We start from the raw sequence: 20,216 nt of genomic DNA, 5'->3' as shown, positions 1-20,216 counted from the left end.
CATCGGCACCGATGGATTGAACCGAGATTGTGCTGCGTAGTACCCCGGCTTAAAGAAGCTACATCCGAATGACGGTGTAGACGTGAGTCCGACGGTTTACTTCCTAGTCGGAAGTTTTTCAGGAGGCCAGTGACTGGCCATCAGTATCAAAGGGCCGCTCTCTAGAGCGGCCCTTTTCGCTGTAACCAATACCAGAAAGTACCGCTCTTTGAAATTCGTCAAAGAGAGTTCTTGCCAACCGGTCTCTTTGGGCGTACCTTAGTAGTTGCCTTGTGGACCGGCTGTGGGTGCCGATCACTGTGTGGCTGCCAAAGAACTTATTTTTCGCGAGTTTACGGCGCAAGACACAGGATTATAGTGGACCGGAGATTTGTCGGACTCTGTCGCAAACAGGTAGAGGGTGAATATGGTTCGCCGCTGTCAGGCGATTCCGGGCTGCGCGTTGCCGGTCGTTACTGGTTTGGTCGCAGCCAATGCATTGAAGACGTCCGTTCGAGTACAACTTGAGACCGTTTCCTCCGACGCTGCAATACCGGTTTGGTTCGTCCTCCGTGGTCAACACGGGGAAGAGAGACCGTTGCCGTGGGAGTGAACCGCTAATTGCGATCTAGTGCAATAGGAAGTGGAAGCATGACTTCAGAGCAGAATGTATCCGAGGTGGATTCCCACCAGGGTTCGACGATGTCTCCCGGCCAAAGCGACGGGGAGGCGAACTTCGCGGGATCAAACATCCCCCATGGCATGGGCCAGTCCAAGAGCAGCCGGCGCCGCAGACGCAAGCGGAAGGGCAAAGGACCCGAGGGCGTGCAGGGCACCCAGCCAGGTGGCGAGCAGAACGCCGGACAGCCTGTCGGCTCCATCCAGGGCTCTGCAGCCCAGCCCCAGGCGTTTCAGCCGCAAGGCCAGCAGCCGTTTCAAGGTGCAGGTCAGCAGCAGAACAGCAACGGCACCGGCGCAAAACGCTGGAAGAAGAAGTTTCGCGATCGCGACCGGCAGCGTGGCGGAAGCGACAATCCAGGAAACGTCGCCAGCGCGGGCAGCAATAATGGCGGCGCTGGTGGCTTTCGCGACCGCGACACCCACCAGCCCGGAAACAGCGTAGGCGGCTTCAAGCGCAAGGGCGGCGGAGGCGGCAAGCAGCAGCGTGGCCCTCGCAGCTTCGTCGGCCCCATGGACCACAGCTACCGTGTCGCCAACGGCAACTTCGCTGACGCGCCCCCTTCTACGATGGATGCGCACAACGGCAACTATCAGGGTCGCAGCAACGGCGGAGGCGGACGCGGCGGCTACCAGAGCGACTCCCAGCCTATCGATTATTCGCAGGGCCGCACCATTCCTATCCCGGAAGACGCGCCCACCAAGATCTTCTTCTTCATCGAGGATCTCTTCTTCATCGCGAAGATTCAGGAGACCGCGCGTAAACTCGGCGTCAAGGTTGGCTTTGTAAAAAACGATAAGGAGTCCATCGCGGCCCTGGTCGGAGTTGAAGAAGAAAATCGCCCAGGCCTGATCGTCTTCGATCTCAACAATGCGAACGCGAAGCCACTCACGCTCATTCCTAAGCTGAAGACCAAGCTCAAGAAGAGCACCTCCATCGTCGGCTTCTTGTCGCATCTGCAGGGAGACCTCAAGGCTAAAGCTGTGGATGCAGGGTGCGATACGGTCATGCCGCGCGCTGCCTTCTCGCAGAACCTGCCGAATCTCCTTCGCCGTTATGGCATGGAAGAAGAGGACGAGCCGAACTTCAACCAGTAAGATCTGCGCACCATCACCAGCTCTCACCGAACAAGCAAAAGCCCCAATAGAAATCCTATTTGGGGCTTTTTTGCGTTTCGCTCACTCATGTATCTAGCCCGGAGGCCATCCCATGCGCCTGCCCCCGAGCAGGTGCAGATGCAGATGATTCACGGTCTGGCCGCCTTCATCGCCGGTGTTCACGACGATGCGATATCCGCGCTCCAGCTTTTGATTGCGAGCAATCTCCGCCGCCGCAGCCATCAAGTGGCCGAACAGCGCAGTGTCTTCCGAAACCGCCTTTGCCTGCGACGCAATGTGTTGTTTTGGAATGATCAGGATATGCGTGGGAGCCTGAGGATTAATATCCGGAAAGCCAATAGACAGCTCGTCTTCATACACTCGGTTTGCTGGAATCGTGCCAGCGACGATCTTGCAAAACAGGCAATCAGGGGACATGGGGGAAGTACTACGAAGCTTATTTTTCATCTTTATATAGGAGAAGCCACTTCTAGCGCTGAAAATACTTCGGATGCTGCCCAGCCAACCATGGGTTGTAAAAAACCGCAAAAGCCGCGCGATCGGCGATGGAAGGATGGCTGAAGGTCCAGAACTCCACCAGGGGATGCGGCGTTGGATCCTCCAGCGAGGTCTCACCAAGCCGTTGGAACCCTTGCTGTGTCGTGGTTTGCGGGTCCGTTACGATACCGTGAATCGCCTCCTGGCCGTAGACATCAGCCGCATGTTCTATGGATCGGCTGAACGCATTATCGATCGGTTCGGACAAGAAATTCAGCGCCTGCAGCACGAGGACGAGCACCGCCAGGCACGCCCAATCGCCCTGCGAGCGAATACGCCACCGCCCACCGTATCTGCGCAGCAACCACTGCGTCATCTGCTGGCCCACATAGAAGCCCACCAGCAACATCCCCGCGCTGAATAGCAGGCCCTGCACAATGTGATGCAGCGCATAGTGCCCTAGCTCGTGTCCGAAGACACCCGCAAGCTCATCCGGTGTCGCAGCAGCGATCGTCGTATCCCACAACACCAGCCGCTTCGAAGGCCCAAAGCCTGTCACGTAGGCATTCATGCCAGTCACCTTCTGGCTGGCCCGCATGTAGAACATCCTGTCCGGCGGAACGCTGATGCCGCTGCGAGCCACCACCCTCTCAAGCTGCGCCACCAGTGCAGGATCGCGCTGCTGCAGAGGCTCAAACTTATCGAAGAGCGGATCGACCACAATCGGCGCGAGAAAGACTCCAAACAGCACCGCCACCATCGTCGGTATCCAGAACCAGAACCACCAGTGCCTCGGCGACCGGCGAATGATCCAGAACAGAATCATCACCAACGCTCCGGCGACGATCCAGGTCAACAAAAAGCTCTTCGCTTGATCCAGCACCCAGCTTCCCCACCCCTGCACCGACAGGCCAAACGCAAGCCCAACATCATGTCCATAGATCCGCAGCGGAGCATTCAAAAGCGTCAACAACAGCAGGAAGAGAAGCACGAACAGAAAACACTGTCCCCATCGGCTCTTCGTCACCCTCTCTGCCACATCGCGCATCCGCGCCGGAACGCCGAGCGCCAGAAGCAGAATAAGCTCCAGAATTCCCCACCCTTCCCCCACAAAATGCAGCGTCGTGCGCGCTCGAAACAGCTCTTTCGCTTGCTCCAACTTCTGCGGCGGAAGCGTATAGGCTGAGTGATCATGCGCCGCTTCCCGCAACGCCTGTGTCTCGGTAGGAGTCGTGCCCTGCACCCAGGACGGAGCCGTGGTCAGCACGAATAGAGATGCGATCAAAAGTAGGATAGTGCGAAGGCGCATGAATCAAAGGCTCCCGATACCGTGAAGCCAGTGTGCATGAGGGAGAGAGAACTTCGCAAAGATACGGCCGTCGAAGCTCAGTTCTCCTAGCGCAGTGAAGAACTCTGCGTCTGCTCCGCTTCAACCTCCAACCCGAAGCGCGACAGCTCGCGCTTCTGCAGGTTGTAGTCGATAAAGAAGCCAACGCCGATAGCGAACGGGATGAGCCCAACCGCCGCTCCTGCCAGCACCTCCCGCGTGTGAACAATAAACGCCAGCGCAATGAAGAAGAGCATCAGCCCAACCCCAACCGACACCAGCACCACTCCCGTACGCCGGGCATTTCCCAGGCTACGCAGCGGATCTCTCACCCGCTTTTCGTCCTCGCCCGAACCCAGCAACTTCTCGATCTCCGCGATGGGAATACCGCGTGCAATCATCGCCATACGCTGTTCTGCCTTGTTCCGGCGCTGCTGAGCCTCGAACCAGATACCCGAGACGATGGCGACGATACCGACAGCGCAACCCGCTACCGGCACAATAAACGGACTGAATAGAAATCCCATAACGACCTCCTCTTTCCTGCCCGCATTAGACCGAACCACCCTCGCAAAGTTTCACTCGCCTCAATGAAACTTTCGGCGCACTCTATTGTCTAACCCTGCTTGCACGCCGATCTCAACTTCGAGCAACTGGTACGCGATCATCAAGAGATGGTCTTCCGCACCCTGCTGCGCCTCACCGGAAGCCGCGAGCACGTAGACGACCTCGCCCAGGATGTCTTTCTTCGCCTCTACCGCGCCCTTCCGAGCTTTCGCGGGGAAGCCCTCATCACCACCTATCTCTACCGCATCACCGTCAACGTCGCCCAGGACGAGTGGAAGCGCCGCCGCCGCGACGACCGCTCGCACGTCTCCCTCTCCGACGACGTCTCCAACTGGGAAGACCGGCTCGCCCACCCCAGCGCCAACGCCGAGCAGCAGCTGGAGCAGCGCGAGTTCCAGCACAACGTCGAAGAGCAGCTTCAGCGCCTCAGCCAGGTGGAACGAACGATCTTGGTCCTCTATCATCAGGAGGAACGGACCTACGAGCAGATCGCCTACACACTCGGCCTTCCCATCGGCACCGTGCGAACGCATCTGCACCGCGGCCGCAAGAAACTACGAGAAGCCATCCAGCAGCGTCAAACCAACGAGAGGAGCGCGACATGCACGACGAATCGCTAAATCAGCAGCCCGACAGCCAGCGGCCCGCAGGCCAGCAGTTCCCAGAGCACGACGCTCCGTCCGCAATCGCCCATCGCGAGTTGGACCTGAGACTCATCCGCGCTCTCGAAAACGCCCCCACCCTGCAGATCCCCGCTGACTTCGCCGCCCGCGTTACCGCCGGAATCCCATCGCGTCGCCCGATCTCGGTCTCCCCCACCCGCTACGGCTACTACGCGATGTTGATCAGCATGGTGGTGCTGCTCGCAGCGATGCTGCTTCTTGCCCGCCACGCCGTCGACCACACCACGCTCGGCCTGACGCTGAACTGGATACTATGCGCCCAGTTCATCGCCATCGGCATCTGGATCAGCGCGCGTCGCCACGACATCGGCTAGCCCGCCTGGCGACCAAACGCTCCCTCGCTCGTCCAAGCACTCAGATGCAACGAAAGCTGTATCGCATCCCGCGAACCGCGGCGCATCCGATACACTCGGCATCAGGCGTAATTTGCAGGCGAAACGAGTTCCCTTTCCATGAAGAGACAAAGCGTGGCAGTCGCCGGCGTCGGCATAGCCGGTCTGGCAGTAGCAACCCTGGCCTTTACCGGCCGTACAGCATCCGCGGCGACTAATAGTCCCGCACCGGCCCCCGCAGCAGCCCTGATCGACACTATGGACTCCGAGCTGCATCGCGCCATGAACTCTCTCGGCAGCGCCGACCCCCAGCAGCCCAAACCCTACTTCCTCAGCTACGCCGTCTCCGACTCAGACAGCCTCGGCATCTCCGCCGCCTTCGGCGCCATCACCGGTACACGCGAGAGCCGCCGCCGCACCGCCGACGTCCAGGTTCGCCTCGGCACTCCCGCCGAAGACAACACCCACGGCGATCATCGCAACAGCGCCCTCACCACGATCCCGCTTCCACTCACCGACGACCGCGAGGCCATCGCGCACAGCCTCTGGTTCGCCACTAACCGCGGCTACGCCAAAGCCCTCGACGGCTACCTGAAGGTCAAGACCGACCAACAGGTACGCGCCAAAGAAGAAGATGCCTCCGCCGACTTCTCCACCGAAAAGGCCGCCACCGCGATCCTGCCGCCCTCCCCCGCACTGGTCGTAGACACCGCCGCCTGGCAGGCCCGTCTTCGCGAGCTCTCCGCCCTCTTCAAACAGTACCCCGACGTCCTCATGAACAACGTCGAGCTGCAAGCCTCCACCGAGACCGACTACTTCGTCTCCTCCGAAGGCGCAAAGGTCGCCACGCCAAACCACGTCGCGCGTCTCGTCATCGTGGCCCGCACCCGCGCCGCCGATGGTATGGACCTCTTCCGCGCCGAGACGTTCGAGGCCGACGAAGCCTCTCACCTCCCCGATCAAAAGACCCTCACCAACAAGACCATCGCCATGGCTAAAAATCTCGAGGCCCTCCGCGAAGCTCCCGTCACCGAACCCTTCAACGGTCCCGCAATCCTCAGCGGCCGCGCCTCCGCCGTCTTCTTTCACGAGGTCCTCGGCCACCGTCTCGAAGGCCAACGTCAACGCGGCGACGAGGAAGGCCAGACCTTCACCAAGCTCCTCGGCAAACCGATCCTCCCCGCCTTCCTCAGCGTCGCCGACGACCCCACCCTCGAAAACTTCAACGGCATCCCGCTCAGCGGCCACTACAGCTACGACGACGAAGGCCAGCAGGCCCGCCGCGTCGACCTCATCAAAGACGGCGTCCTCGACACCTTCCTCATGTCACGCCAGCCCATCGCCAGCTTCTCCACTTCCAACGGCCACGGCCGCGCCGAAGTCGGACACATGCCCACCGGCCGCCAGGGCAACCTCATCGTCACCTCATCCAAGACCGTCAGCGACGCCGAACTGCGCGAGATGCTGAAGGCCGAAGCGAAGAAACAAGGCAAAGCCTACGGCCTCTACTTCGAGGACATCTCCTCAGGCTTCGCCGTCACCACGCGCCGTTCGCCCCAGGCCTTCCAGGTCATCCCTCTCGTCGTCTATCGCGTCTATGTCGATGGCCGCCCCGACGAACTCGTCCGCGGTGTCAGCATCGTAGGCACACCCCAGGCCGCGCTCAACCGCATCCTCGCAACCAACGACAAGCAAGACGTCTTCAACGGTATCTGCGGCGCCGAGTCCGGAAGCATCCCCGTCAGCGCAGTCGCCCCCGCCATGCTCGTCAGCGAGATCGAAACCCAGCGCCAGGCTCAGGGAACAGCTCGCCCACCCATCCTGCCGCCACCGCCCGCGACCGATGCACCCACAGCCAGCGGAAAGGCAGGCCAATAATGCATTCGCTCCTGAATAAGTTACAAATCAAAAGCCTGCTCTCCGCGACCCTATGCGCCGCCGCACTATGTGCTCCCATCGCGATCACAAATATCGCCGCAGCCGAACCCACACCCCAGGTCGCCGATCCTCTCCTGCGCGCCATGCAGGCGGAGCTGGACCGCGAAAAGGGACTTCTCCTCCCCGGCATGCAGCGCCCGTACTTCGTCGAATATCGTCTCGACGACATCAATACCTACGAAGCCGTCGCCAACTACGGCGCCCTTACCCGCGAAGAGTCCAGCCACCAGCGTATCGTCCGCGTCACCGTCCGTATCGGCGACTACACCAGCGATAGCAGCACCAGCCGCGGCGAAGGAGTCATCGAGCTTGGCCCAACCGACGACGATCCCGCAGCTCTCCGCTACGCCCTCTGGTCCGCCACCGACGCCGCCTACAAGAACGCCCTCCGTGGCTACTCCGCCAAGCAGGCCGCGCTGAAGCAGTTTCAATCGGCCCAGTCCCAGCCCGACTTCGCCCAGGCAAAGCCCGTCGTGCAGGTCTCCCCGCTCGTCTCGCTCGATCTCGATCGCAACGAGTGGAAGAAACGCATCGTCGAAGCCAGCGGCGTGTACGCGACCGACCCCGACGTCAAGCCCTTCGCCGAGCACGTCCAGTACTCCGTCTCCAACATCCGCGCCATCGCCATGAACCGCTACCTCGTCAACACCGAGGGCACCGTCCTTCGCCAGGGATACACCGGCTACAACGGCGGCATCAGCGTAGGCGGCCAGGCTGCCGACGGCATGCGTCTCAGCCGCGACAACGGCACCGTCGCCACCACCGCGAAGGAGCTAGAAAGCGCTTCAGCATTCCGCAAGCGCACCATCGAAGATCTCAAAAGCCTCGAAGAGCTTCGCAATGCTCCAGTCGTCTCCGCCGACGACTATCACGGCCCCGTCCTCTTCAGTGGCGACGCCGCCGCCGACGTCTTCGATCGCCTCTTCGTCCCCAACGTCGAAGCCGACCGCCCCGAGATGGGAACCACCGCGCGCACCACCGGCTCCTACTCCTCCAGCTACAAGTCGCGCGTCCTACCCGACATGCTCAACATCACCGACAACCCCCTGCAGACCAAGTTCGCCGGTAAAAATCTGCTCGGTGCCTACACCATCGACGACGAGGGCGTCCCCGCGCAGTCGGTCGACATCGTCGTCAACGGCAAACTCGAGAACTTCCTCATCGGTCGCGAGCCTGTAAAAGACATCACCACCTCGAACGGCCACGGACGCGCAGCTCCCACCCAGTCCGCGCACTCCCGCTCCGGTGTCATCCTCATCAAAGGTTCGCAGCCACTATCGAAGGACGAACTCAATAAGCGCCTGCTATCCATGGCCAAAGAGCAGGGTCACGACGTCTACGAGGTCGAAACCCTCGGCGGCGAGCTCCTGCCCCGCCTGCTCTATCGCGTCCACCCCGGCGGAACACGCCAGCTTGTGCGCGGCGCGGTCTTCGACGAACTAGACAACCGCAGCCTCCGCTCCGATATAGTCGCCGTCGGCAACGATCCCTACGTCTCGAACTCGCTCGGCGCCATCCCCCAGACCACCATCGCACCCAGCATGCTCTTCGATGATGTAGGCGTGAAGCGGGCCTCCGTCGAACAGGAGAAGCTTCCCTACTACGCACCGCCTGCCCTTCCCGGCAAATAGATATGTCCTGCCGGACGGGCCGCTTACTCAGCGGGAGGTCACTTCGTGACGTGTATACCTGCCACGCCCGCGCCAAAGACATAAGTCCTCCCGATGGTCGGAATCATCATCCTGCCGACCAACGGAAGGCCCACCCAAAGGGGTACAAAAGTCACGAAGTGACCTCCCGCCGAGCAGGCGGCCCGTCCGGCAAGACAGAATCTTTTTAGAAAAAATCAATCCGTCCGAATCAAATAAGGCAGCGCCGCAGGATCCTTCGGATGGATGCTATCTGCCACCTCCGTCGCGTGGTTCCTATCCGGCTGGCCAGGATTGATCCTCACCCAATGCCCCGTCGGCCCCGGAAACTCGATCACCTTCGCCGTCGTGTAACGCCGCATCAGCTCTTCCTTCAGCTTCACCGCGTCGGACTCCTTCGCAAACGCACCCACCTGCACGCACCACCGCCCGGCCGGATCAACATTCGCCCGCACAGGCGCAGCAAACGCCTCCACCTTTACCTTCGCAACTCCCGCACGATAGACACCCGTAGCCTTCGCCGCAGCCAGCGACAAGTCGATAATTCTCCCGCGCACAAACGGCCCACGATCCGTAATTTTCACCACCACCGATTGGTTATTCGTCAGATTCGTAACCCGCACCATAGTCCCCATCGGCAGCGTCAGGTGTGCCGCAGTCAACGCATTCTGGTCGTACACCGTGCCATCCGCACCCTTGCGTCCGGCGTACGGAGGCCCATACCAGCTCGCCATTCCAACCTCAGTCGAAACCGGTCTGCCAAAGCTATTCGGCACCGGCGCAGGAACAGCCTTAGAAGCACTCTCACTATCATCCTCTGGAACCGGCCTCGACACCCGACCGCCGCGAGTTGAAGCATTCGCCGGCGCACTCCTCGTAGCTGGCGGCGGAGGCTGCTGGCGCGCCCGCACCGTCTCACGATGGCAGCCTGCGGCCATCAGCGCGAACGCCGACAGCACCGCACCGCAGACAAGCCGTCCACCCGTCACGGCTTCGGCGCACCCGGTGGCGGCGGAGGATTAGGCCCACCCTGTCTTCGCCGTGCATGATCGTCCATCCGCTGAGCCAGTCTGTGCAGCTCAGCCGCCGCAGATCGCAGTGCCTCGGACCCGTTCTTCCGCACGTCCGGCACCACCTCATCGTTGATATACTTAACTACATTCTTCAGATCAGTTTCCAGATGCGCCGCTGCATCCTTTAACTGTTGTTCCCACGGCCGTTTCGGCTCCTCGGTAGACATACACGCACCTCTACTCCTCAATTAGATGACGTGGAAAACCCACGGTCAAACCCGATTCTCGCGACGTGCCCACCTGGTAACCACGACGTAACCTAAAGAACCGGCCGAAATACAACTTGCGGTCCGCTTCTCGCGTCCGTTATACATAGGCAACGTTCACATCATTCACTATGTGATCTGGCAACCTGCCCTGCCTGGTATGGAGAGCAGGCCACCAGCCTTTAAGGGAGATCTTTTGGCTATCGAGCACGTGCACGTCTTTTCGACCTCAAAGAGACTCCTCAGAACCGGCACCACCCTGATCGCTCTCGTCGCGTTGGTATCAACCGCGCAAATCGCCTTCGCTCAAATCGATGCAAACCCGGCCGAAGCAGGTCCGGCTATAGCAACCGCCTTCGTGCCCTCACTCCCCGACTCGCCCGGCTTCACCAAAAGCACCCTCGACGACGCGTCCAGCAGCTCTGTCGATGACACTGCAGACGCAGACCCCGAATCGACCCCGGCTTCCATGCCCCGCCACAGGCTCGCAACCCACCACGATATCACTGTCGAACCCGGCCAGGTCGTCCATACCCTCTCTGCACACCAGAAGGTTCGCCTCGGTCTCGTCCAGTCCTTCACCCTCTTCTCCGTCATGGGGTGGACCGCCTCCGCCGGCTACAGCCATCTCGTCAACGGCAGTCCAAACTACGGCACGGACAGCGGAGCATTCGGCATGCGACTCGGTGCCACCGCTCTCCGCAACACCAGCCAGAACATCATGAGCAATGCCGTCTTCGCCCCCATCTTCCACCAGGATCCCCGCTACTACAAGATGGGCGACGGCCATAACTTCGCCAAACGCGCCATCTACGCCGCCACCAGGGCGATCGTCACCAAATCGGACGACGGCGCGCTTCAGCCCAACTACTCCCTGCTCAGCGGAAACCTCGTCGGCGCAGCCCTCACCAACACCTACTACCCACGGATGAATCAGGGCTTCACCGAGACTGCAAAGACCTTCGGCACCTCCGTGGGCGGCTCCGCCATCGGCTTTGTCGTCAGCGAGTTCCTCTACGATGCACTCGACTTCACCCACCTTCAAATGCTCAAGTAGGGTTCCATATACTTTTGATAAGGACAACGAGGGATCTTTAGAATGCGTTGGTCGGCGATACTGGTGCTTCTGCTGTGTGCAACATTCACTCACGCACAGGCACCCCAGCCCGCGCCCACTTTAGAACCCCAGCCTGCACCTCTCCCGAAGTCTGAGACGCCCCAACCCACACCGGCCCCATCCGCCGAGTCCACCTCCGCCGAACTTCCCGACGCCCCCGGCATGACCTCCCAGCCGCAGGATGTCGTCGCCGTCGCCCAGGCCTCCTTCAAAACCACCGGCGACGGCGTCAAGACCTGCGGCATCGTCAACGCCATGAAGGTGGTCTACCTCGACCCCACCCGCGTCGATCGCGTCCGCAAGCCCTGCACCGAACTCATCTATCCCTACCAGCGCTTCCTCACCACCAACATCGCCATTCCGATGACTTGGCAGCAGAAGGGCTACCTCGCCCTCCACGACCTCTCCGATCCCGCCAACTTCGCCACCATCGTCGGCATCTCCGCCATCAGCATCGCTGCCGACTCGCACTCCGCCTACGGCCCCGGTCTCAAAGGCTTCGGCAAGATCGCTGGCGTCAGTCTCCTGCAGGACGCCACCGGCCAGTTCTTCGGCGTCTTTGCCATCCCCTCCATCGTCCATCAGGACCCACGCTACTACCGCATGCCCAACGCCAGCATCCGCCGCCGCATCTTCTACTCCGTCTCCCGCACCTTCGTCTCTCGCCACGACGACGGCACCTCCATGCCCAACTACTCCACCCTGCTCACCTACCCCATCTCCGCCGAGATCGCCAACATCTACGTCCCCGGCATCCATCCCGACGGCCCATCCACCATCGCCCGTATCGCCACCGGCATCGCCACCGACCCCGCAAACAACCTCCTCACCGAGTTCCTGCCCGACGTCGCCAAGCGCATTCACGTCCGCGTCATCTTCGTCCAGACCCTGTTGAACAACATGGCCAGCGGAGGCGCTACCGTCGGTGCCCCGTAGTTGTCATCTTTTTGTCTAAATTGGGTGCCCCATTCGGACCCTCCCATCGCCGTTCAATGCAAATTCTCGCCGTTCGGTTACTCCTGCTTCAAAAGTGCCCCTCAAGCTGCGTACTGTTAAGTGTGAACCAAGTGGATGCGCGTCGCATCTTCTTACAAAGAATACGGATAGCGGAAGATACGATGAATACATCACCTCTTCTCTTGCATCCAACATCCGCGTGATGCAGAACGATCTCAGAAGCAAAGAACAGATATAGACGGACATTCAGGAGACAAGTAAATGCCGAAGGCCAAATTAGTCGAAAAGGCTCTCACCTATGGAGCCAGAGCAGGTTGGGTCGTATTCAACAAGCTGAACTCAATCAGCCCCAACGCCAGCTTCACCCCCAAGTGGAGCGACAAGCCCCTGCTCAAGAGCTACCAGAAAGAGAAGCCGCCCCTCGGCTGGCCCCGCACCACCGACTCTCTCTGCCCCAAGTGCATCCCCGAGATCCGTCAGCAGATCGTAGACGGCAAGCTCCCCCACGAGATCCTCCTCAACGAGAAGGTCGGCGAGATCAAAGCGCAGATCATCGAGCGCGACGGTCAGATCCTCATGGTCAAGGACTGCCCCATCCACGGCCACTTCGAAGACCTGATGTCCATCGACACCGCCTTTTTCAAGCACCTCGAAGAGGTCTTCCCCGGCCGCGACATTCGCGCCCACAACGACGAGAAGCTCCACAACCACGGCACCTCCACCGTCACCCACGGCCGCGGCTCCGTTCTCACCATCGACCTCACCAACCGCTGCAACATGATGTGCGACCCCTGCTTCATGGACGCCAACCAGGTCGGCTTCGTCCACGAACTCACCTGGGACGAGATCAAGACCATGCTCGACAATGCGGTCACCATCAAGCCCCGTCGTCAGATGTCGGTCCAGTTCTCCGGCGGCGAGCCCACGCTCAGCCCCTACTTCCTCGACGCAGTATCCTACGCCCGCAAGGTCGGTTACACCTCCGTCCAGGCCGCAACCAACGGCATCGAGTTCGCCAAGTCGAAGGAGTTCGCCAAGGCTGCCGCTGAAGCCGGTCTCCGCTACGCCTACCTCCAGTTCGACGGCATCGGCAACGCGGCCAACTCGCACCGCAAGGTCGGCAACGCGTTCGACGTGAAGCTCCAGGCTATCCACAACCTGCACGAAGCCGGCGTCGACATCGTCCCGGTGACCTGCATCATCAACGGCATCAATAACGAGCAGGTCGGCCGCATCATCGAGTTCGCGCTCGAGAACCCGAAGAAGATCAACTTCCTCTCCTTCCAGCCGGTCAGCTTCACGGGCCGCGACGAGGATATCTCGGACGAGCGCCGCATGGCACAGCGCTACACCCTCTCGCACCTCGCACACGATGTGAAGAATCAGACCGGCCTCGGCGAGCCCACACGCGACTGGTTCCCCATCTCCTTCATGTCCACCTTCTCCGACTGGGCCGACCTCGTCCACGGACCTGACCGCGACTGGGGCCAGCTCTCCTGCGGCTGCCATCCCAACTGCGGTATCTCCATGGCGCTCATGATCGACAAGGAGACCAAGGAAGCTGTTCCCGTCACCGCCTTCATCAATGCAGACCGCCTCGCCAAGGACGTCGCCCGCATTAACGACGCCGCCCGCGGCAAGTGGCTCTCCATCATCGGCGTCACCCTCGCGCTTCTCCGCAACTACAAGCCCGAGGCCGCTCCCACCCACTTCAAGATCAAGGACCTCCTGCAGAAGTTCGACAAGAGCTTCGGCGCCACCGGACGCAGCTACGGCAAGGTCACCGCAGACCGCACCATGGCCGATATCGAAAAGCGCCGCGGCGACCGTTGGAACTTCCTCTTCATCGCCGGCATGTGGTTCCAGGACCTCTTCAACTACGACTTCCGCCGCACCGAGCAGTGCATCATCCCCTACGCCACACAAGAGGGTGAGATCAGCTTCTGCGCGTACAACACCGGCGTAGGTTGGCGCAACATCATCGAGAAGATGCACATGACCTCCACCCTCACCAAGTGGTACGAGGAGCATGGACGTCACGAGATCTTCGCCGGTGGTAAGAAGGTCGGTCTCGAAGCCGAGATGAAGTACGATCTCGTCCTCAACGACGAGCACGTCAACTCCGCCGCCAACGACACCTTCGACAAGTCCGGCATCGCGAAGAACTCTCGCGAAGAAAAGATCCGCGCACGCGATGCGAAGATCAAGCAGGACGCCGAAAACGCCCGCATGGCCAAGCTTTACCGCAAGGAGATTCTCCAGGAGCCGGACGCACCCGCCGGTTTCATCTCCCTCGGCGAGATCAAGCCCGCAGCCCCCGTCGCCAAGGCCGAAGTCGTCAACAACATCGAAGAGACCGTCTCCGGCGACTAGTACCGCGTACGCCAATCGCGCTCCGCGCAAAACCAAATCACAACAATAAGAGGCCGCCAGCAATGGCGGCCTCTTTGTATATAAGTTTCATCGTCTCTCAGCTCTCGTCAACCTCTGCGTCGCAAGCCGAGCCCGGCACTTCATCGCCTTTGTCCCCTCCCGCAAAAATCTCTCCATCATCTCTTCCGCCTCATCTCTCAGACTCGCTTCTCGAACAGCCAGCAGCCCCATCCCCTCCACCGCCGAACACCGCACCACATTGCTCTCATCCTTAGCAAGTAACGACATCGTCCTGGCCACCCGCAGTCTCTGCGCCCGCGTACACGCAATCCGCGGCACCACTAATCCCAGATGCCACCGCGTCCGCGACTCTTCCACCGGCAGCGTCTCCAGCAACCCGGTAAGCTCATCCGCATAAGGCACAAGGAGCGCACCATCCCTCTCTGTCATCCGCCGCGCCACATCCGCCGCCCGCTTTCGAACTTCTACATCATCCCCAAACAGCTCCCGCACCAAAGTCCGCACCGCAGCCTTATCTCCACCGATCCGCTCTGCAACAGCCCGCGCAAGCGGCAAGCCCCACCTCGCCACTCGAAGTTCTCGCCGCAGAAGATCCATGCGGCGAAGTATAGCCAACCCCTCCACCCAAACAAAAGCCCGCTGCAGCTAACCCGTCTATTCGACCTCAACGCAAAAGGCCCCGGAAACCCGGAGCCCTCTGCACTTCTGAAATCTGCACCACTGAAATCAATCTACTCGCTCACTATTCCCCGGAAACGGTCCCCGACCCATGAGCCCGGCGAACCCGCCGTCCCGGTCGCGGAGGTGCAGCACCAAACGCCCACTCCCTCACCGGTCCCACATCCACATGCACAAACTGATTCACCGGATAGAAACCCACGCCGCCTGCGCGCAGCGAAAGTGCCGCATCCCTTACCTGCGTCGTCGACTCGCCCGGCACCCGCAGATCAATCGCATGTCCTTCCATATGCTGGCTGTGTTCTGCCACTCCAGTCCTCGGCGACCCGTGCCGCAGCGCCGCATTCGTCTCCGGCGTCCGGTATCCACACACCACGTCGATCACGCCCTCCGCCCGACCCAGCCGCGCCATCATCGCATGTAGCACGTCGAACTCCTTCGGCTCATACTCGATTACATCCTGCGTATGACGGTCCCGCAAAAAATAATTCAACTTCGCCAGCGCATCAGGAACATAGGTGTCACCGATCCGGTACACCACATCCAACGCCTCACCCGTATGCAGATTCAGCATATGCAGCGTGTAGGGTTTTGCACCCTCCGGCGCCTCGGCGGACGAGTCAACCGGCATCACCCCCGGCACAACCTCTTCGCCCGTCATCTCCACCGGATGCGTCTTCATCCGCATCGAGCTCCGAAGCCCAGCATGCACCCGCGTCCGCACCGTCCTGGCCCAGGAGAAACTGCTCGCACCCACAAGAACCATCCCCACCACCGCCGCCAAAGCGACACCTCTTCGCTGCAATCCCATTAGCACTCCTGGCCGTAGTTATCGTCGTTCTTGCGAATGGAAATCCCTAATGCGATTTACCACTACTCATTCGCTATCTTAAGTCTACCGGACCAATACGAAATAAACTATCGCCGGACTGTAACTTTAGTGTCATCCCTTCGATACACGATTGAAACACAGTACATCACAATCAAAAATCCATAAGCCTATTCACTGCAACAATTTATCCCAGATATCGACATCAAGCTACCCCGTAAACAAAAGACCAAACCACTCATCCTAAAGAGACATATCGGCTCACCCACCCCGACAATGAGCCAACCCACCAAACCACAATCACTGCCCCACATGCATCCTCTCCCCCGCGAAACCACACACCCAGGCCCAGCCTATGGCACCCTTATAGCTATGCACCTCGATCACCTCCAGCTCCGCGTCCTCGGCTCCCTCATCGAAAAAGAGATCGCCACCCCCGAGAACTATCCACTCTCCCTCAACGCCCTCATCAACGCCTGCAACCAACGCTCCAGCCGCGATCCCGTGCTCGACCTCACCGAAGACGAGGTCCGCCAGGCCATTCACTCCCTCGAAGACCTCGCCCTCGTCACCTCCGTCCGCGACGCCCGCGTCCCCAAGTACGAGCACCGCATCCGCACCGTCCTTAACCTCCGCCGCGACGAGACCGCTGTCCTCTGCCTCCTCATCCTACGCGGCCCTCAAACCCCCGGCGAACTCCGCAGCCGCGCCGACCGCCTCTACACCTTCGATGACCTCGCCGCCGTCCAGTCCACACTCGAACGCCTCTCCTCCCGTCCACCCGCCGACGAGATCGCCCCCGACAGCACGGGCCCCCTCACCATCATCCTGCCCCGCCAGCCCGGCTCCCGCGAAGCCCGCTACGCCCACCTCCTCGGCGACCCATCTGACCTATCCGTCTCCGTCCCCGAACGACTCGACCGTCCCGACCGAACCGACCCCTCCTCCTCATCCACCCAACGCCTCGCCCAACTTGAAGCGGAGATCGCCGCCCTTACCACCGCGCTGCAAGCCCTGCAGAGCCGCGTTGACCGTCTCGAATCGAGCGCCGAAATCCGTACATCCCCAACCCAGCCTCTGTAAGATGAAGCATCGCCCTTCAGCGTATCGTCATGCCCGACTCCTCCATCGATAACGCCTTCAACTCGTCGGAACAACGCACCCCCGCACGCGCCGAAGCAGAGACCAGCCACACTCGTTCCGCTAACCTGCTCGCGCATCTGCCCGAGGCCATCCTCTGCTTCGACCGCAACTGGACCATCACCTACGCCAACGCCGAAGCCGCTCGAATCAGCCGCCTCCAGCCCAGGGATATCGGCAGCAAAATCCACTGGGAGCTCTTCCCCGAGACTCTCGGCACCGACGTCGAAGACTGCTACCGAGCCGTCATGCAGACTCGTGTCCCCCAGCGGATCGAACACTTCTACAAACCCTTCGGCCTCTGGGTAGACATCCACGTCCTACCCACCGACGAAGGCATCGCCGTCTACTACCGCGACATTACCGACCGCAAGCAGGCTGAAGCCCTCCGCAACCAGGCCGACCGCAGATTCCAACAGATCTTCGACGCCTCGCCCGACTCAATCGTCTGCATCGATCGCAACTGGATCTGCACCTTCGCCAACCGCGCCGCGCTCGCCATCCTCAAGACCGACACCCTCGTAGGCGAAAACCTCTGGGAGCGCTTCCCCTCCAACCAGCAGGAGCCCTTCCGCTCCAACTACCTCGCCACTATGGAGCGTCGCGTCCCCACCGAGTTCGAGGCCTACTACCCCGCGCCCCTCGACATCTGGTTCAAGGTCCTCGTCCGCCCCCACGAAGACGGCATCGTCATCTTCTCCAGCGACGTCACCGACCGCAAAGGTGCGGAGCTTCTTCGCGACGCCTCCGCCCGTCACCTCAGCCAGGTGCTCGAGATCACCACCGACGCCGTCGTCAGCCTCAACCGCGACTGGAACTACACCTTCCTCAACCGCCGCGCCAAAGAGCTCCTCAGCCCCAGGCGCGACCTCCTCGGCAAAAATCTCTGGCGCGAATTTCCCGCCGCTCTCCAATCTCCCGAGATCCTCTTCCACTACCACCGCGCCATGGATCAGCGCATCCCCGCAGAGTTCGAGATCTTCTATCCCGAGCCTCTCAACCTCTGGCTCGCCCAGCAGTGCCGCCCCTACGACGGCGGCGTCGTCATCTTCTTCCGCGACGTCACCGCACGCCGTCAGTCCGACCTCGTCCTCAAGCAGCAGCAGAACCTCCTCGCCGCCGTCCAACACACCGCCCAGGTCGCCACCTGGGACATCGACTACGCCACCGGCAAAGCCACCTTCGGCGCAGGCTCCTATCCCGTCTTCGGCCATCCCTTCGCCGAGATCCCCGACTTCCGAGCCTTCAAAAATATCGTCGTCCCCGAGTACATTCCCATCATCGCCGCATGCGCCCAGGCCGCCATCGAGTCCGGCCAGATGATCGTGCAGGAGTTCCAGGTCCGCGCCGCCGATGGCAGCATCCTCTGGCTCGAAAGCCGCGGCCAGGCCGTCTTCGTCGACGGCGAACCCACCAGCCTCCGCGGCATGACCATCGACATCAACAGCCGCAAGAAGAACGAAGAAGCCCTCGTAGCCAGCGAAGCTCGCTACCGAGTCCTCGCCGATCTCAACCCCCAGGCCATCTGGATGGGCGCGCCCGACGGCTCCATCACCTACGCCAACCAGGGCTTCCTCGACTACATCGGCCACACCGTCGAAGAGCTCGGCGGCATGGGCTGGCTCGACGCCTTTCACCCCGACGACCACAACCGCCTCATGGAACGCTGGTCCCACTCCGTCGCCACCGGCTCCGTCTTCGACATCGAAGCCCGTATGATACGCGCCCACGACAGCCATGCTCGCTGGTGGTGGCTCCGCGCCCAGGCCGTCCGCGACGACTCCGGCAGAGTCCTCCACTGGCTCGGCGTAGCTCTCGACATCGACGACCGCAAGACCTTCGCCGAGACCCTCCAGCGCCGTCAGGAAGAGACCGAGCGCCAGCGCGCCGAACTCGAAACCGTCTACCGCACCGCACCCGTCGGCCTCGGCCTCTTCGACCCCGTCGACTTCCGCTACCTCCGTCTCAATGACCGCCTCGCCGAGATCATCGGCCTCCCTCCCGAGGAGATCATCGGCCGTCCCATCACCGACATTGCCCCCAGCGGCGTCCGCGAGATCTTCGAGCAGGTCCTCGCCACCAAAACCATGCAGCGCCATCTCATCGAAGGCGAGTTCCCCTCACGCCCCGGCGAAAAACACTTCTTCAACCTCAACTACTCTCCCGTCTTCGCCCCCGATGGCTCCATCCAGGCCATCGCCACCGCTACCCTCGACATCACCCACCAGAAAAAAGCCGAGGCCGCCCTCATCCAGAGCGAGAAGCTCGCCGCCGTCGGCCGCCTCGCCAGCTCCATCTCGCACGAGATCAACAACCCCCTCGAAGCCATCACCAACCTACTCTTCCTCATCAACCTCTCCGACGAGCTCCCCGAGACCGTCCGCCAGTACGTCCAAACCGCCCAGGCCGAACTATCACGCGTCTGCCAGATCGCCACCCAGACCCTCCGCTTCCACCGCCAGGCCGTAGGCGCAACCCGCGTCACCGCCAGAGACCTCGTCGATGCCGTCCTCAACCTCTACCAGGGACGACTCGCCAACTCCAACATCCGCGTCGAAGCCTCCTACGCCGCTGTCACCACCATCCTCTGCTTCGAAAACGACATCCGCCAGGTCCTCAACAACCTCATCGCCAACGCCATCGACGCCATGCGCCACGGCGGCCGCCTCCTCATCCGCGCCCACGACGCCACCGACCTCTCCCCCGCCTTCCCCGCTCCCCGCCGCGGCATCCGCATCACCATCGCCGACACCGGCCACGGCATGTCCCCCGCCGTACAGGCCCGCCTCTTCGAACCCTTCTTCACCACCAAGGACCTCAACGGCACCGGCCTCGGCCTCTGGATCTCCTCCGGCATCATCAACCGCCACCAGGGCCGCCTCACCCTGCGCAGCTCCCAACACCCCGTCCACCACGGGACCATCTTCTCCCTCTTCCTCCCCCTCGCCGAAACCCACACCCCAGAAACCCACCCACCACCACCCACTAAACATCACCCTCTACCATCACCACTCGCTTGAACATTCGCTCCTCCTCCAATCCCTCAAGCAATTGTTCAAAGAGCGAAGTATTA

Annotated in this window: 17 protein-coding genes; 10 read left to right on the top strand and 7 right to left on the bottom strand. The window is 61.3% G+C overall.

Annotated elements, in window-relative coordinates; all coding sequences use genetic code 11:
- The first annotated feature begins 630 nt into the window (after window positions 1-630).
- Window positions 631-1,755: a response regulator gene (locus GSQ82_RS22240; RefSeq protein ID WP_158794478.1), complete on the top strand. Its 1,125-nt coding sequence runs from the start codon at window positions 631-633 to the stop codon at window positions 1,753-1,755.
- A 93-nt stretch (window positions 1,756-1,848) separates the two neighbouring features.
- On the opposite strand, the gene GSQ82_RS22235 is transcribed toward GSQ82_RS22240, so the two are convergent.
- From GSQ82_RS22235 to GSQ82_RS22225, 3 genes are all read right to left on the bottom strand, one after another.
- Entirely contained in the window at window positions 1,849-2,193 is a 345-nt protein-coding gene (locus GSQ82_RS22235) for a histidine triad nucleotide-binding protein (protein ID WP_158794477.1), read from the bottom strand.
- 52 nt (window positions 2,194-2,245) lie between these two features.
- Window positions 2,246-3,562 carry a M48 family metallopeptidase gene (locus GSQ82_RS22230; RefSeq protein ID WP_158794476.1) on the bottom strand — a complete coding sequence of 439 codons (1,317 nt, stop codon included), beginning with the start codon at window positions 3,560-3,562 and terminating at the stop codon, window positions 2,246-2,248.
- A gap of 86 nt (window positions 3,563-3,648) precedes the next feature.
- Complete coding sequence (locus tag GSQ82_RS22225) at window positions 3,649-4,107, bottom strand: DUF6249 domain-containing protein (protein WP_158794475.1); 459 nt, start codon at window positions 4,105-4,107, stop codon at window positions 3,649-3,651.
- Window positions 4,108-4,206: 99 nt separating this feature from the next.
- On the opposite strand from GSQ82_RS22225, the gene GSQ82_RS22220 reads away from it, so the two are divergent.
- From GSQ82_RS22220 to GSQ82_RS22205, 4 genes are all read left to right on the top strand, one after another.
- Window positions 4,207-4,767: an RNA polymerase sigma factor gene (locus tag GSQ82_RS22220; protein WP_158794474.1), complete on the top strand. Its 561-nt coding sequence runs from the start codon at window positions 4,207-4,209 to the stop codon at window positions 4,765-4,767.
- Entirely contained in the window at window positions 4,749-5,144 is a 396-nt protein-coding gene (locus GSQ82_RS22215) for a hypothetical protein (RefSeq protein WP_158794473.1), read from the top strand. The genes GSQ82_RS22220 and GSQ82_RS22215 overlap by 19 nt, the downstream gene beginning before the upstream one ends.
- A 138-nt stretch (window positions 5,145-5,282) precedes the next feature.
- A complete protein-coding gene (locus GSQ82_RS22210; protein ID WP_158794472.1) occupies window positions 5,283-7,040 on the top strand; it encodes a metallopeptidase TldD-related protein in 1,758 nt (585 codons plus the stop codon).
- Window positions 7,040-8,731, top strand: a complete 1,692-nt coding sequence (locus tag GSQ82_RS22205) for a metallopeptidase TldD-related protein (protein ID WP_158794471.1) — start codon at window positions 7,040-7,042, stop codon at window positions 8,729-8,731. Before GSQ82_RS22210 ends, GSQ82_RS22205 begins: the two co-directional genes overlap by 1 nt.
- Before the next feature lie 215 nt (window positions 8,732-8,946).
- Here GSQ82_RS22205 and GSQ82_RS22200 read toward each other — a convergent pair whose 3' ends face one another.
- Together GSQ82_RS22200 and GSQ82_RS22195 are read right to left on the bottom strand one after the other, a co-directional pair.
- Window positions 8,947-9,738: a septal ring lytic transglycosylase RlpA family protein gene (locus GSQ82_RS22200; protein WP_254061853.1), complete on the bottom strand. Its 792-nt coding sequence runs from the start codon at window positions 9,736-9,738 to the stop codon at window positions 8,947-8,949.
- Entirely contained in the window at window positions 9,735-9,989 is a 255-nt protein-coding gene (locus GSQ82_RS22195) for a hypothetical protein (protein ID WP_158794470.1), read from the bottom strand. Before GSQ82_RS22195 ends, GSQ82_RS22200 begins: the two co-directional genes overlap by 4 nt.
- A gap of 235 nt (window positions 9,990-10,224) precedes the next feature.
- Here GSQ82_RS22195 and GSQ82_RS22190 point away from each other — a divergent pair, with 235 nt between their 5' ends.
- The 3 genes from GSQ82_RS22190 (at window position 10,225) to GSQ82_RS22180 (ending at window position 14,475) form a co-directional block, all read left to right on the top strand.
- Window positions 10,225-11,085: a hypothetical protein gene (locus GSQ82_RS22190; protein ID WP_158794469.1), complete on the top strand. Its 861-nt coding sequence runs from the start codon at window positions 10,225-10,227 to the stop codon at window positions 11,083-11,085.
- 42 nt (window positions 11,086-11,127) lie between these two features.
- Window positions 11,128-12,081 (top strand): hypothetical protein, encoded by a 954-nt coding sequence (locus GSQ82_RS22185; protein ID WP_158794468.1) that lies wholly within the window; start codon window positions 11,128-11,130, stop codon window positions 12,079-12,081.
- A 282-nt stretch (window positions 12,082-12,363) separates the two neighbouring features.
- Window positions 12,364-14,475, top strand: coding sequence for a radical SAM protein (locus GSQ82_RS22180; protein WP_158794467.1), 2,112 nt, complete (start codon window positions 12,364-12,366; stop codon window positions 14,473-14,475).
- An 87-nt stretch (window positions 14,476-14,562) separates the two neighbouring features.
- Here GSQ82_RS22180 and GSQ82_RS22175 read toward each other — a convergent pair whose 3' ends face one another.
- Together GSQ82_RS22175 and GSQ82_RS22170 are read right to left on the bottom strand one after the other, a co-directional pair.
- Entirely contained in the window at window positions 14,563-15,111 is a 549-nt protein-coding gene (locus GSQ82_RS22175; RefSeq protein ID WP_158794466.1) for a hypothetical protein, read from the bottom strand.
- A gap of 127 nt (window positions 15,112-15,238) precedes the next feature.
- Window positions 15,239-15,985: a DUF882 domain-containing protein gene (locus tag GSQ82_RS22170; RefSeq protein WP_254061852.1), complete on the bottom strand. Its 747-nt coding sequence runs from the start codon at window positions 15,983-15,985 to the stop codon at window positions 15,239-15,241.
- Window positions 15,986-16,315: 330 nt separating this feature from the next.
- Between GSQ82_RS22170 and GSQ82_RS22165 the strand changes: the two genes are divergently transcribed.
- Window positions 16,316-17,086, top strand: coding sequence for a YceH family protein (locus GSQ82_RS22165; protein WP_371417255.1), 771 nt, complete (start codon window positions 16,316-16,318; stop codon window positions 17,084-17,086).
- A gap of 29 nt (window positions 17,087-17,115) precedes the next feature.
- Window positions 17,116-20,163, top strand: coding sequence for a PAS domain-containing protein (locus GSQ82_RS22160; protein WP_158794465.1), 3,048 nt, complete (start codon window positions 17,116-17,118; stop codon window positions 20,161-20,163).
- Window positions 20,164-20,216 lie beyond the last annotated feature (53 nt).

The organism is Granulicella sp. L60, assembly GCF_009765825.1.
GTDB lineage: Bacteria > Acidobacteriota > Terriglobia > Terriglobales > Acidobacteriaceae > Edaphobacter.
This window is presented reverse-complemented; position numbering and strand designations above follow the sequence as displayed.